The 12,287-nt window shown below is 69.7% G+C and carries 11 protein-coding genes; 2 read left to right on the forward strand and 9 right to left on the reverse strand.

Annotation, left to right across the window (positions count from 1 at the left end):
* Positions 1 to 6: 6 nt before the first annotated feature.
* Positions 7 to 588 (forward strand): HD domain-containing protein, encoded by a 582-nt coding sequence (locus AB0D45_RS24085; RefSeq protein WP_362462435.1) that lies wholly within the window; start codon positions 7 to 9, stop codon positions 586 to 588.
* Between the two features lie 55 nt (positions 589 to 643).
* On the opposite strand, the gene AB0D45_RS24090 is transcribed toward AB0D45_RS24085, so the two are convergent.
* From AB0D45_RS24090 to AB0D45_RS24125, 8 genes are all read right to left on the reverse strand, one after another.
* Entirely contained in the window at positions 644 to 1,240 is a 597-nt protein-coding gene (locus AB0D45_RS24090; RefSeq protein WP_362462438.1) for a DUF4913 domain-containing protein, read from the reverse strand.
* The gene (locus AB0D45_RS24095; protein ID WP_362462442.1) at positions 1,233 to 2,966 is read right to left on the reverse strand and encodes a TraM recognition domain-containing protein; all 1,734 of its coding nucleotides are present in this window, start codon (positions 2,964 to 2,966) and stop codon (positions 1,233 to 1,235) included. Before AB0D45_RS24095 ends, AB0D45_RS24090 begins: the two co-directional genes overlap by 8 nt.
* On the reverse strand, positions 2,966 to 4,558 hold the full coding sequence (locus AB0D45_RS24100) for an ATP-binding protein (protein WP_362462444.1): 1,593 nt from the start codon (positions 4,556 to 4,558) through the stop codon (positions 2,966 to 2,968). The genes AB0D45_RS24095 and AB0D45_RS24100 overlap by 1 nt, the downstream gene beginning before the upstream one ends.
* Positions 4,559 to 4,614: 56 nt before the next feature.
* Positions 4,615 to 6,066 (reverse strand): SCO6880 family protein, encoded by a 1,452-nt coding sequence (locus AB0D45_RS24105; protein WP_362462447.1) that lies wholly within the window; start codon positions 6,064 to 6,066, stop codon positions 4,615 to 4,617.
* Complete coding sequence (locus AB0D45_RS24110; protein WP_362462448.1) at positions 6,063 to 7,424, reverse strand: hypothetical protein; 1,362 nt, start codon at positions 7,422 to 7,424, stop codon at positions 6,063 to 6,065. Before AB0D45_RS24110 ends, AB0D45_RS24105 begins: the two co-directional genes overlap by 4 nt.
* A gap of 131 nt (positions 7,425 to 7,555) precedes the next feature.
* Positions 7,556 to 8,326, reverse strand: coding sequence for a hypothetical protein (locus AB0D45_RS24115; protein WP_362462451.1), 771 nt, complete (start codon positions 8,324 to 8,326; stop codon positions 7,556 to 7,558).
* Positions 8,327 to 8,359: 33 nt separating this feature from the next.
* Positions 8,360 to 8,656, reverse strand: coding sequence for a hypothetical protein (locus AB0D45_RS24120; RefSeq protein ID WP_362462453.1), 297 nt, complete (start codon positions 8,654 to 8,656; stop codon positions 8,360 to 8,362).
* Between the two features lie 5 nt (positions 8,657 to 8,661).
* A complete protein-coding gene (locus AB0D45_RS24125; protein WP_362462456.1) occupies positions 8,662 to 9,027 on the reverse strand; it encodes a hypothetical protein in 366 nt (121 codons plus the stop codon).
* Between the two features lie 775 nt (positions 9,028 to 9,802).
* On the opposite strand from AB0D45_RS24125, the gene AB0D45_RS24130 reads away from it, so the two are divergent.
* The gene (locus tag AB0D45_RS24130) at positions 9,803 to 10,669 is read left to right on the forward strand and encodes a bifunctional lytic transglycosylase/C40 family peptidase (RefSeq protein ID WP_362462459.1); all 867 of its coding nucleotides are present in this window, start codon (positions 9,803 to 9,805) and stop codon (positions 10,667 to 10,669) included.
* A gap of 74 nt (positions 10,670 to 10,743) precedes the next feature.
* Here the strand turns inward: AB0D45_RS24130 and AB0D45_RS24135 are convergent, their stop codons facing one another.
* Complete coding sequence (locus tag AB0D45_RS24135; RefSeq protein WP_362462462.1) at positions 10,744 to 11,886, reverse strand: hypothetical protein; 1,143 nt, start codon at positions 11,884 to 11,886, stop codon at positions 10,744 to 10,746.
* Positions 11,887 to 12,287: the final 401 nt, after the last annotated feature.

A 12,287-nucleotide genomic window follows, 5' to 3' on the forward strand; every position in this document is an offset into this window, starting at 1 on the left:
GTCACCATGGCAGACGAGACGGCGAACGCGCAGGGCACGGCCGGGTTCCTCTTCGAGATGGGCGTCCTGAAGAACGCCCGCCGCACCGGCTGGTGGTTCACCGGGAACAACAACCCGGAGTCGATCGCCGAGCACTCCTTCCGCGTCGGGATCATCGGCTCGGTCCTCGCGATGATGGAGGGCGCCGACGCGGGCAAGGTCGCGCTGATGTGCCTGTTTCACGACACGCAGGAGACCCGCCTCGGCGACATCCCGCACATCGGCCGCCGCTACATCGAAGCCGCCACGAACCAGACCGTCACCGCCGACCAGGTCTCCGCCACCCACCCGTCGGTCAGGGCCGGAGTGCAGCGGGTCGTCGACGAGTACGAGAGCGGGAGCTCCCTGGAAGTGCTGGTCGCCCATGACGCCGACAAGCTGGAGTGCCTGGTACAGGCGGTGGAGTACCGCGCGCAGGGCTACACGGAGGTTCAGGACTGGATCGACACCTCGGTCGCGAGCCTGAAGACGGCCTCGGCGCAGGCCTTGGCCGAGGCCGCGGTGACGATGTCGCCGCTCCAGTGGCGCCGCACCTTCCTGGAGCGCTGAACCGCGGGGTGAAGCAGGGCGGCCGCGGGTCCGTTGGACCCGCGGCCGCCGGCCATCACTCCTCGGGACGGCTCCATGCGCTCGGCACGATGCCGGGCAGCCGGTGGTCGACCTGGTGCTCACCCTTGGTGCACCCCGCGAACGGTCCGGTTGACGGGCGCAGTTCCCGCATGCAGGGGTCCAGGTGGTCGCGGTGCCACACACTGGGGCCGGTATAGCCGCAGGTGGCCGGGTCGGTGAGCTCCTGCCACGCCAGCCAGCACGCATGGAGCCGCGCGACCGCGACGGGGTGCTCGAACCAGTTCGGACACCATCGGGCGTCGGAGGACGGCTCGGCGAGGTAGCCGGGGACGAGTACCCCTTCCACCCACTCGATCAGGCCGCGCAGCTCGTCGTCGTACTGCGGAGAGTCCAACAGGAGGATGAACGGCGGGAAGGCCCACTCGTCCTCCTCCTCGGCCGTCTCCTCCGGCTCCTCGCCGGCCGCCGCGTCGTCGTCGGCGAAGGCCTCGCCCGTCCCGTCTACGCCGCCCTGGGTCAGGGTCTTGACCTGGGCGGACAGGGCGGCGACTTGGGCCTTGAGGTCTTCCATGTCCTGGAAGAGACCCATGGGGACCTCGAAGTCGGGCCCCGGCTCCGGGTCGTCAGCCACGGCGGGCGGCCTTCCTCTCCTCGTGCGCGGCGACGGCCCGCTTGGTGATGGCCGCCTCCTCCTTCTTCATCTGCGGCCCGATGTAGGCGAGGTCCTTCTCCTCGTACCAGGGCCGCAGGGCGATCTGCGCGACGGGCATGCCGGTCGACATCAGCAGGGCGGTCCCCTTCTTCATCGCCCGGATCTCGGCAGGATCGAGGATCTGCTCGCGCTGCTCGGACCAGCTGCGGCTGCCGCCGTCCTTGCTCTTGGAGTACGAGCCGCGCTCGACGTAATGGGCGCCGACCAGGTTGGAGATGTCTCCGGCGAACTTCGCGTCGTCGATGCCCACGCCGATGATCTTCTTCGTGGCAGCACCCCACATGGCGTCCATGCCGACCTCGCCCCAGGACTTCACGCCCTGCCGGTAGGACTGGAGGATCACGAAGGGGTTGATGCCGCGCGATCCGAGGTGGCTGAACAGGTCCGGGAGGTCGGCGATCTTGCAGATGTTCGCGGCCTCGTCCAGGACGGCACGCATCGGCTCCGGCAGGCGGCCGCCGTGCCGCTCCCCCGCCTCGGCGCCGGCGGTGAACACCGCGTCGGCGACCGCCGCCACCAACGCACTCGACGGACCGCCCTTCTTGCTCAGCAGGTAGAGCGTGTCCTTGCTGGTCGCGAACGCCTCGGGGTCGAACCTCGGGCGGGTCTTGTCGGGGGTCACCCACGCGAGGACCTTCTCGTCCCGGAGCGCGGACATGGCCGTACGGGCATTCTGGAAGATCCCGCTCTGGGTCTCCTCGGCGATGTTGATCGAGGAGTCGACCTGTTCGGCAAGGACGGGCTCGTGCGCGTAGAGGATGTTCATCGGCGCCTTCTCACGCGGGTCGGCCAGCCAGCGCATGACCTCACGGACGGACGCGCCGTCCCACCACGCAGCTCGGAAGAGCCCGGTCAGCAGATCCGCGGCGGCCTGCGACCAGAACGGGTCGGCCTGTTCACTGGTGATCTGGTTGGTGAAGTGGCTGGCCAGCCGTTCAGCGCCCTCCAGCGTCTCGGCCTGGGCGATCAGGTCGATCCACATCTCCCGTACGGCCTGGGCGACGCCTTGGGTGTCGAAGAGGAAGGTCTGTCCGATCTGGGCACGCGAGTGCACGGTGGCCGCATAGACGTCGGCCTTGTTGGACGTCATGAGCAGCGCGCCCGGCGCCTCTTCGGCCACGGGGATGGCCAGCGACGTCGACTTGCCCGCCCGCGGCGCCATGATGGCGACGAAGGTGTCTTCGTCGCTGCCGCGGAGCTCAACGCCGCTCGGCAGGTGGTTGCCGAGTAGCACGCCCCGGTCGCGGGGCGCGATCTCCTTCGGCTTGACGTCCTTGAGGGAGGCGCGCAGCCGGGTGGCTGTGCGAGCCGCCGGCCTGGGGGTGAGTTCGCGCAGCTGGTGGAGGGTGGCCAGGCTGGACGGGTTGCGGAACCAGCGGAAGCTGACGCGCAGGCCCCAGACGATCAGGGCGACGACGGCGACGTCGAGGAGCCCTGCGCCGATGGCGGAGGCCGTCTGGGAGTACGGCCACACCGCCGCCCAGTCGGTGGCCATGCGGTAGACGGTCACGGGAGAGGCGGCGGCTACGTCCTCGCCGGTCAGGACCGCTCCGGCCGCGGCACCGGCCCAGGTGGAGGCGGACAGGATCACCGCTCCCCCGAACACGGTGCCGCCGAAGGCCCATGCGCGGTCGTTCTCCGTCATCATCGGCTGCTGCCTCCCGTCGTCGCGCGGCGCTGGTTGGTGTCCGTGCGGTAGAGCCGCTGCTCCGTCGTGGTGAGTTCCAGGGAGGCAGCGATGCCCGGCCGCGTGCCGACCTTGATGAGGTACTTTCCGCGGCCCGGGTGGCGGGCGCCTTCTTCCTCGGGCGGCAGGGCGCCGTCCTCGTCGTCGTGGACGGTCGGGTCGATGTCCAGGCCGGTGGAGGTCGCCGACGACCACGAGCCGATCATCATGCGTTCCTGCTCGGTCAGGGACCTCTTGCCGGTGACCCGTACCAGCTCCTCCTCGGAGGAGGCGCCGATGACCCAGGTGTCGCAGCGGTCCATCAGGCCACGGGCTTTCGCCCGGTCCATCTCGGTGGGCAGCGCCTCGACGTCGAGGAGGGAGTGGGTGACGTAGATGGTGACGTCGTCGGTGGTGCGGTTGAGGCGGGAGATGGCGTCCATGGCGTCGACCAGGCCGGGGCCGGAGCGCAGGGCGCGCCACATCTCGTCCATGGGCAGGACGAGTTTGCGGTCCATGAGGCCGATGGAGCGGGCGGAGTCGATGGAGCTGTAGGTGTAGGCCCAGGTGGCGATCATGCCGGCGGAGACGACGTCGTTGCCGCGGGCGCGCAGGGCGGAGATGTCGACGGAGACGGCGGGGGCGTTGATGTCGAGCGGGGTGGTGGTGGGGCCGTCGAACAGGCCGCGCAGCGGGCCGCCGACGAGGTTGTCCAGTCCTGCGATGACGGAGCGGGTCAGGTCCTGGTAGCGCTCGCCGTCGGCGGCGAGCTTGGTCCGCAGCTCCTCCGGGGCGGCCCGCAGCACCCTCACCACGTCCGAGACGATCGGGTCGCTGCCGGCGGGTTGGGCGGCGGAGGCGACGTGGACGGCGGTGTCCAGGGCGCTGCGTTCGATCTCGTCGGCCGGCCGTCCGAGGCCGTGCTTGGTGGAGAGCAGGGCGACGAGGGTTTCCAGCCGGCGGCCGTTGAGTACGTCGAGCAGGGCCTGGCGGCGGTCGGCGGGCAGCGACTGGACGCGGCCCTTGAGGGGGCCGGAGTCCAGGGGGTTGATGCGGCCGATGCCGTCACCGATGCGTACGACGGAACCGCCGAGTTCGCCGATCAGCTGGCTGTACTCGCCCTTGACGTCCCCGGGTACGCACACCATGTGCCCGTACGCGGAGTAGACCAGGCAGACTCGTTTGACCAGCGCGGACTTGCCGGCGCCGGGCTGCGACATGACCCACACGCCCGGGTTGGTGGTGAGCTTGCCGGTCCAGCCGGAGGGGTCTATGCACACGAGCTCGCCGGTCAGCACGTCCCTGCCGACGGGCACCCCGCGCGGTGGCAGGCCCGAGCCGAGGAGAAAGGGGTAGATGGCGCCGGCCTGGGTGGAGGGGCCGGTGTAGACGGTGCCGCTGTCCTCGACGGGGGTGCGGCCACCGAAGGCGCCGCCCCAGCCCAGGCGCGGGGCGAAGCGGTTGCGCAGCTTCTTCTGCGCCTTGCGCTCCTCGCGGGTCGGCCCCTGCTCGGAGATGCGGACCACGCGCCGGGGCGTGGTCAGGGGCGGCGGCTTCGGGGTTCGTGCCATCGTCGTCAGTCAGTCCTTCGGTCTTTCGGTCCTTCAGCCCTTGGGCCTTGGGTCCCTCAGTCCTTCACGAGCGGGTTGTAGCCGAGCGGGAGGCCCGCCGCGAAGACCGCGGACTGGGCCCCGTACGCGGGGCGCATGCGGATGCCCCGCATGGCCTTCACCGCGCGCTCCAGTTCCTGGCGGGCGGCGGGCAGCTGGGCGGCGTCACGGGCGGTCACGGTCACCATCAGCGTCCAGTCCACGACCTGGGCACCGCCCGCCATCTGGGCCGCGGCCTGCTCGGCCCGCTGGGTGTCGGCCCGCTGCGACCACTTCGAGCGGCCCTTGACCTCGGCGGTCGCCTGCTCGCGCTGCTGGGCGTTGCTGATCTCCCGCTCGAGTACGGCCTCGCCTTCGTAGGGGTCCAGGACCCGGTAGGCGAGGGTGATGCGCCGCTGGAAGCGGCCCGGGGCCATAAGGGGCAGCAGCACGCTGTACGCGATGGGGCGGCGCGGCATCTCCCGCAGAACCCAGGAGATGGAGATGCCCCCATCGTGCGCGTACTCCTCCCAGCCGTCGTCGGCGGCCTGCGGCCCGCACTCCGCCCAGGAGAGCTCCTCGAACTCCCGGTCGCGGGCGTTGAAGACCGCCGGATCGTAGGCGCTGCGCACCAGACGGCGCAGGTCCACGTCGGTGGCCCGGCGCTCGATGTCCGTACCCGTCCCGGACAGGTCGAGGGAGTCGACGACCTTGAGGGCCTCGCCGACCTGCTCGGCGAGATCGGTCGGCGGATTCACCGAAGCGGTGGGGTCCACCGTCACCGACATCCAGGACGCCACCGAGGCGGTGGCGTGCGGGGTGGTGCGGACCAGCTCGGTGATGATCTGCTTCGCCAGCTTCGGCGCGGCCGGGTCCTGACGGGCTCGCACGTCATCTCCCAGGGCCTCGCCGGCGCCGGGGGTGATCTGGATGGTCACCGACGCACCCTTGATCTGCTCGTCGGTGCTCATCGCGTCCAGAACCGACGACCAGGTGCGCAGGCTGCCCTGCACGGTGCCGGTGGGAGCCATGAGGCTGCCGCCGGGGGCCAGGAGGGTGCTGATGGTCATCCGCTGCGTGGCCCGGTCGTGGACCACGCCGACGGATTTGCCGGTGGTGGGGTCGTGCGCCTTGATCAGGGTGGTGGAGGCCCCGACGCCGGGCAGGTCGAGGGCATACGGATGGGGCAGGAGCAGCCGCCGGTAGGCGGTGGAGTCCACCCTGGAGGCCCGGCGCCAGGAGAACTTGGCCCAGTAGTAGGCCAATGCGGGCATGCCGTGGCGGCGGGCGGCCGCCAGGCCCACCCCGGCCGCGGTCAGCGGGAGGGTGATCCACAACGTCATCGGCACCTGGGTGCCGACCAGGCCCTCGGCCAGCAGCACCATGGCGGCGATGATCGTGCCGCTCTTGGAGAGCCCGCCGAACCCGAAGGACCGACGGGTACGGAACCCGGAGACCATGAGCGCTCTGGGCACCTCGTGCGCGGTCACTGCCCGTTCCCCCCGCCTACTGCGTCACTTGCCTTCTGGATGCTGTCGTTGACGCCGTCCATGACGACGATGCCGAGCTTGAGGGCCTCGGCTAGGCCTCCTGCGGCCGGCGTGCTCGTCCCCGTACTGGTGCCGGCGCCCACCGCTTCCGGTGCAGTCGAGGGTGCCCCCGCCTGCGTGGGCACCTTGGGAGCCTCGGGCGGCGTGAGACGGCCCTGCGCCCCCTGCCCGGGTGACCCGCCGGGTCCGCCGCCCTGGCCAGGACCGTCCGTGGCGTCTCCATCGCCGTCGGACGGGTTGCTTTTGCCACCGCCACCACCGCCCATGGACCTCGACACGTAGTCGGCATGTTCCACGGCGCTCGCCGGGGCCGCGCCCTCTCCCCCGTCGGCCGGCTGCTTCTTGCGGCCGAGGAACTCCACGGCCGCCCCGAACGCAGCGCCGGCGCCACCGGCGGCCAGCCCTCCGCCGACCGCCGCCCCGAAGGGGGCGAAGATCTTGGTGAGGGGGCCGGGCGCGAGGATCGCGAGCGTCAGGGTCGCGCAGCCACGCAGCCACTCCGTCAGCGTCTCGGCATGCCCGAAGCTGGAGAAGCCGGTGCAGACGATGATGGCCAGCATCGGCTTGTAGGCCACGATCACCATGCCTGCCGTGATCAGGTTCGGCGCCCACTTTCGGGTGGTGTCGCCACCGGTCCGCCCGCCGCCGGCCACTGGCAGCAGCAGGCAGATGATCGGGATGGCACTGAGCCGCAGGAACACCATGATCATTTGAATGACGCCGATGATCAGGATGATGCCTACGATCCCCGCCATCGCAACTGGGTTGATCACCCCGGTGGGGACCATGACGGCCACAATCCGCGCGTAGGCGTCGTCTTTATCTCTGAACGTCGCCTCCACCAGGCCGTCCGTGAAGGCATCGCCCAGCGTCAGCAAGAGCGCGAAGAGCGACACGCCGATCGTGGACAGGAGGAGGTTCTCCCCCCATCCCGCAGCAGCCCGACCCAAGTGTTTGACCTGCCCGGTCAGTGCCATCTTGGCCAGCTGCCACATGACCCCCGCTACGGCGATCAGTAGCCCCAGCCAGACCAGCATCCCCGCCAACTGGGCTTTACCACCCCACAGGCCCGTTTTCTTCAGGTCCACTGATGGCCCGGTCAATCCGAGCGTCAGGACCTTCTTGATCGCCCACTTCGCCAGACCCGCACCGGACTCGATCACGTCGCCAAGAAGGCTGTCGGAGATCTTGTCCCACTCCTTCTCGGCCTTCACCTCGACGGCGGCGCCCAGGGTCCGACACTTGCCCTCGATCTTGGGGTCCCTATGCCCGAAGAAATCGGCGACGTCAGCGGCCAACATGCATCCCCTTGTGATGCCGCTGGAGATGGGTCCGTCGGGTCCGGGGGCGGCTACGGCGGGCGGGGGTGCCGAAACCGACAACCCTATAAGTGCCGACAGGGCCAACAGCAGCACGGCCAGACGGCGCATCACGATGCCGCCCTGATCGCCGTCCAGCCGGCCACGTTGAAGGCGGGATCTCCCGGGGCTGCCATGGTCGGCTCGTCTTTGCCCTGCACGTCTTCAAGGGCCCGCGAAGTTGCGTCGGCCGTCATCTTCCAGTCCCCGTCCACCCACTGCGCGACCGCGATGCGACGGGTGTAGCCGCTCGTCTCCTTGGCCGTCTCTCCGTCCCGGCGGACCACACGGGACAGCACCCAAGCGCTCACCTCGTCATCCGACTTCTTGAGCACCTTGAAGCCGATCGTGACGCTGCGCATGTACGCGCCTGCCGGAAGGCTCTTCTGGCCTGGCCCACCCATCTCCTGGGCGAGCTGCCGTTCAGTCTCCTGCGCCTTCTGCTTGACCCTCTCGGCGTTGACTGCCGAATAGTCACGCACGCTGACGTAGGAGTTGTAGATGCGCGTCTGCTCGTCGACAGCGGTCTTACCCTCGCCGATGGCGGTGTTGTTGGCGGCCGCCATCATGGCCGCCGCCCCCTCCAGGGTGTGGGGGAAGCCGACCTGGCTTCCGAACTTGTCGGTGTTCTGCCCCCGGGGCAGGGCCGCCCACCGCACTGGATCGGTCCAGTCCTTCGGCGGCGCGTACGTCTCCGTGGGCGTCGCCGCCCCGGAAGCACTGGCGCTGGGGCTCGCCCCTTTGGCCGCTCCTGCGGAATCGCTGTCGTCCCCGGAGAAAGCGGCGTAGCCGGTCAAGGCCAGTACGGCGCCCAGCGCCAGTCCGGCGATCCCTGTGCCCACCGACCGGCGGGCCCCCCTGCTGCGTGCCACGAATCAGCCCCCCGAGATGCCGTTGAGGATCGCGATCAGGGACCCCGACAGGAGAATCGCGGCGATGCCGCCGCCCATCCACTTGAAGGGCTCGGAGCCGCCCCCGTTGCGGGACTTGTCGGACACCGCGAGCTTGTAGACGCCGAAGCCCACCCCCGCCGCGCCGGCCAGGATGACCATCCACAGGCCGTAACCGAAGAGATCGGTGACGGTTTCTTCCATCCCGGGAATCTTCGTCGGTTTGGCGTTCGGAATGAGGCCGCCGTCCGCGAGGGTGTAGAGCTTCTCCGTGACCTTCATGGCCGTCACTTTCCTTCCATCGTGCGCCGCAGCTTCGCCGCCGCGGCCTGAACGTCCTTGTGCTCCAGGGCCTCATCCGGCCCTGCGACCGCCCGCAGCACCGGCAGGTACGGCACCCGCGCCACCCCCGCCAGGCGCCCCTCCAGGGCACGGACGAGGTAGCGGGCGTCCGCGGCCGGCCGCACCGGGGCATCGGCCACCCACACCAGCCACGGCTTCGGCAGCGACCCCCAGCGTTGGAGGAGCGCCTCCACGCAGTGCGCGCCGTACACCGTCGTCTCCGCGACCAGGACCGGCTGGGCCCCGTACGGCAGCGCCTCACCCGGCGCCAGCACCCGCGCCCGCCTGCCGTCGGCCTCGCCGTCCAGCATTCGGGCAACGGTCGCCAACGCAATGCCCGAACCGTGCACGGGCATCAGTGCGTAACGCAGCATGTCTGACGGTCCGCTAACCGGAAGCGACGTCTCCGCATGCGTGGTCACACCGCCACCCCCCTGTTGAAAGTGTTGAGCAAGCCTTTGGCTCGTGGGACGACTGAGATTAGCGTGAAGGTCTGTCAGACCCGAGCCCAGATTTCTGCCGACCTAGGAGGCCAGGTCCGAGATGGCGCCACACAGGGCGCACAGACAGCCACATCGCAACCCGCCGCTCTCCATTCCGGGTCGCGAAATAGAGATGTCGACATTCCCCTACACGAACCCCGAGACAAGTCCGCGCTGACCCTACGTCACACCCCCTGCCGCCTGCGGGATCCTGCCTCACAGCGGGACCCTGTGCGGTGGCAGTCGGCTCGACCAGCTCAAGATCGCCAACCTACCAACTCCGCACACTTGACCGGAAACCGACCCCACTGGAGCTCCAAAGGAAACACCATCTCATTGGCACAGCCACTCCATACAGCAATCGAATATGCGGCAGCAAAGACAAATAACCTGCGGGGGGATATACATGAAGGTGGCCATCGGCGCCGCAATTGCGGCGGCAGCTTTGGTCGTAATGCCGGTCGCCGCGGTCTTCGCGGTAGTGCTGACCGACGCCGACGCAAAGGCCGCCGGGCTCACTGACGGGGGCGGCGGGCTCCAGAACGTACCCGTCGAATTCCGGCCATGGATCTTCAAAGCCGACGCAGCCTGCCCGGAACCGGAGATGACCCCGGCACTGCTGGCCTCCCAGCTCTTTCACGAGTCCGCCTTCAAGACCAGCAAGGCCGAAGCCACCTCCTGGGCCAACGCCCAGGGACCTGCCCAGTTCATCCCCGACACCTGGGCCACCTGGGGACGCGACGAGGACGGCAACGGCAGCAACTCCCCCTGGGACATCGGCGACGCCCTCATGGCCCAGGGCCGCCTGATGTGCTCCCTGCTCAAGGACGCCAAGAACTCCGGATACGGCGGCGACCCGCGAGCCCTCGCCCTCGCCGGATACAACGCCGGATGGGGCTGGGTCCAGGAGTACCGCGGCGTACCTCCCCGCTCCTTCGCCAACTCCGAGACCTACGACTACGTAGAGGAAATCCTGCGCGACATCCCCCGCTTCGAGGGCGCCGGGCTCCTCCAGGTCGCGGGCACCGGCGCCGGCCCCGACGCCGTACGCCGAGCCGCAGGCCGCATCGGCACTCCCTACTCGTGGGGCGGCGGCGGCCCCTCAGGCCCCACCACCGGCTTCTGCGACGGCCTCAACGGCTACCTCAACGGCAGCTGCTCCGCCTCCTCCACCGCCGGCTTCGACTGCTCCTCCCTCGTCCAGTACGCCTACTGGCCCAGCCTCCAGCTCCCACGCGTCGCCGACGCGCAGTACAGCGCCACCGCCCACCGGCCCGTATCCCGCAACGACCTCCAGCCCGGCGACCTGCTCTTCTGGTCCCACGGCGGGGTCAGCTCCATCTACCACGTCGCCATCTACGCGGGAGACGGCAAGGTGCTGCACGCACCGCGCACCGGCCGCCAGGTCGAAGTCCAGCCCATCAGCTCCGCCATGCCCGAGGGCGACTACTTCGGAGCCACCCGGCCCTGAGCCCTCACCACCCCGGAAACGACGTGTGCCGCAGACCCGAAACGTCTGCGGCACACGTCGTCTCCGAGCACAAACTACCGGGTCTTGCCCTGCTTCGCCGCCGGCCCGGCCTCCCGATGCGCAGCCACCCCCGGCTCGGCAGGCGCCGCTCCCTTGGCCGCCTGCGCCTTAGTAGGGCCCACGGTCGAAGACTGTGACCGGGCGGCCGCCGTGCTGACCTTGGGACGTCCCGCTGCCGGGGGCTCCCCCGCCGGATGACGCAGAACGGCGGCGGTCGCCTGCACCAGCCGCGAACCCAGCTGCCCGCCACGCGCCTGTTCCCACGAGGTGTCCTTCACCAGCCCGGCCAGATGCTGCCGGACCGGCTGGCCCGCATCCTCCATCTTCGCCATCCGCGAAGCGACCAAAGGCCAGTGCTTATGGGCGAACATCAGGTCAGCCTCACGGTCCCTGCCCGGCATCGCCTCCCGCACCATCCGCATGAAGCTCTCGTTGTCCTGTGGCGAGATCGCCAGCTGTCGAAACGCTCGCTCCCGATCCGACAAGTCGAGATTCGGCGGGAGGTCTAGCCCCTCCGTCAGCGGCCCGTACGACAGCAGCGCGTCACGGCTCGTCGTCGGCACCTCGCCGGCCGCAAGCACCTTCGTGACCGCCTGATCGACACCGAGGCCTTCGTCGTGCGGGGACGCAAGAATTTTCCGCACGTCAACACCGTGCTCGTCCAGCCGCGCCATCGTCGCTGCGATGTCGGGCCACGTCGGGGAAGACAGGATCGCCTCCCTCACCGGGCCTGCGGGCAGCGTCTCACGGAGCATCTTCTCCCACCGCCCCGTGCCCTCCTTGGCCACCCGCTCCACGTTCACCGCCACTGCGTCCCGCACGGTCACGGCGATCTCGCCGACCCTCGGCAGCAGCTGTTCCAGGTCCACGCCCGCGTTCTTGAGCGCCATGAGCTGCTGCGCCAGCTGCGGCCAGTCCGCCGCGCCCACCAGCGCTACGGACATGTCCGGCGGCAGCAGGTCCTTCAATGTCTCCCTCGCGTCCTCGGCCGCCTTCTCGGCTGGCGGCCACTCCTCCTCCGCACCCTTCCTCTGCCACTGCTGATGCCGCCGTACGGCATCCGCGATGTCCATGACCAGCCGGACCGACATGACGGCGGTCTGTACCGCCTCGCCCGCGGCCTCGGCAAATGGCTCGCCGTGTTCGGGTGTTGCCATCTGCGCGTCTCCCCTCGTTAGCGGGCCCGCCTCGGACCCTTGCGCTGCTCGTCGCCGGGCGGCCTGCGCTTCGGTGCAGGCGCCGCCGCCTTACGGATGGGTGCGGCGCCTCCTCCCGTGCCGCCCCCCGCTGTCGACGACGGGCTCCTGCCGGAGGCGTCCGCAGTCGTGTTGCGCTGCTTGCGCCATTCGTCCAGGCGCCATGTAAGCACCCCGGCGATGGACTCCACCGAGGACGACTCTCTTCGCCGGGCGACCGTTACCAGCACATCGACAGGGTCTTCGCCCGCTCGCTCGACCTCCACCAGGCGTGTCCTCAACGAGGGCCACGCAGGGTCCGCCAGAACGGCTCGGGCGTGCTCAGGGAGAGCTTCCTGGACCACGCCCGCCATCGGAAGCTC

It is taken from the genome of Streptomyces sp. NPDC048352, from assembly GCF_040651895.1.
Classification (GTDB): domain Bacteria; phylum Actinomycetota; class Actinomycetes; order Streptomycetales; family Streptomycetaceae; genus Streptomyces.

Bases quoted from the DNA above. Each gene is read 5' to 3' on its own strand.
- AB0D45_RS24125 (WP_362462456.1), bottom strand. From the start codon at position 9,027: ATGCTGGACGGCGAGGCCGACGGCAGGCGGGCGCGGGTGCTGGCGCCG.
- AB0D45_RS24135 (WP_362462462.1), bottom strand. From the start codon at position 11,886: ATGGCAACACCCGAACACGGCGAGCCATTTGCCGAGGCCGCGGGCGAG.
- AB0D45_RS24130 (WP_362462459.1), top strand. From the start codon at position 9,803: ATGACCCCGGCACTGCTGGCCTCCCAGCTCTTTCACGAGTCCGCCTTC.
- AB0D45_RS24085 (WP_362462435.1), top strand. From the start codon at position 7: ATGGCAGACGAGACGGCGAACGCGCAGGGCACGGCCGGGTTCCTCTTC.
- AB0D45_RS24095 (WP_362462442.1), bottom strand. From the start codon at position 2,966: ATGACGGAGAACGACCGCGCATGGGCCTTCGGCGGCACCGTGTTCGGG.
- AB0D45_RS24100 (WP_362462444.1), bottom strand. From the start codon at position 4,558: ATGGCACGAACCCCGAAGCCGCCGCCCCTGACCACGCCCCGGCGCGTG.
- AB0D45_RS24120 (WP_362462453.1), bottom strand. From the start codon at position 8,656: ATGAAGGTCACGGAGAAGCTCTACACCCTCGCGGACGGCGGCCTCATT.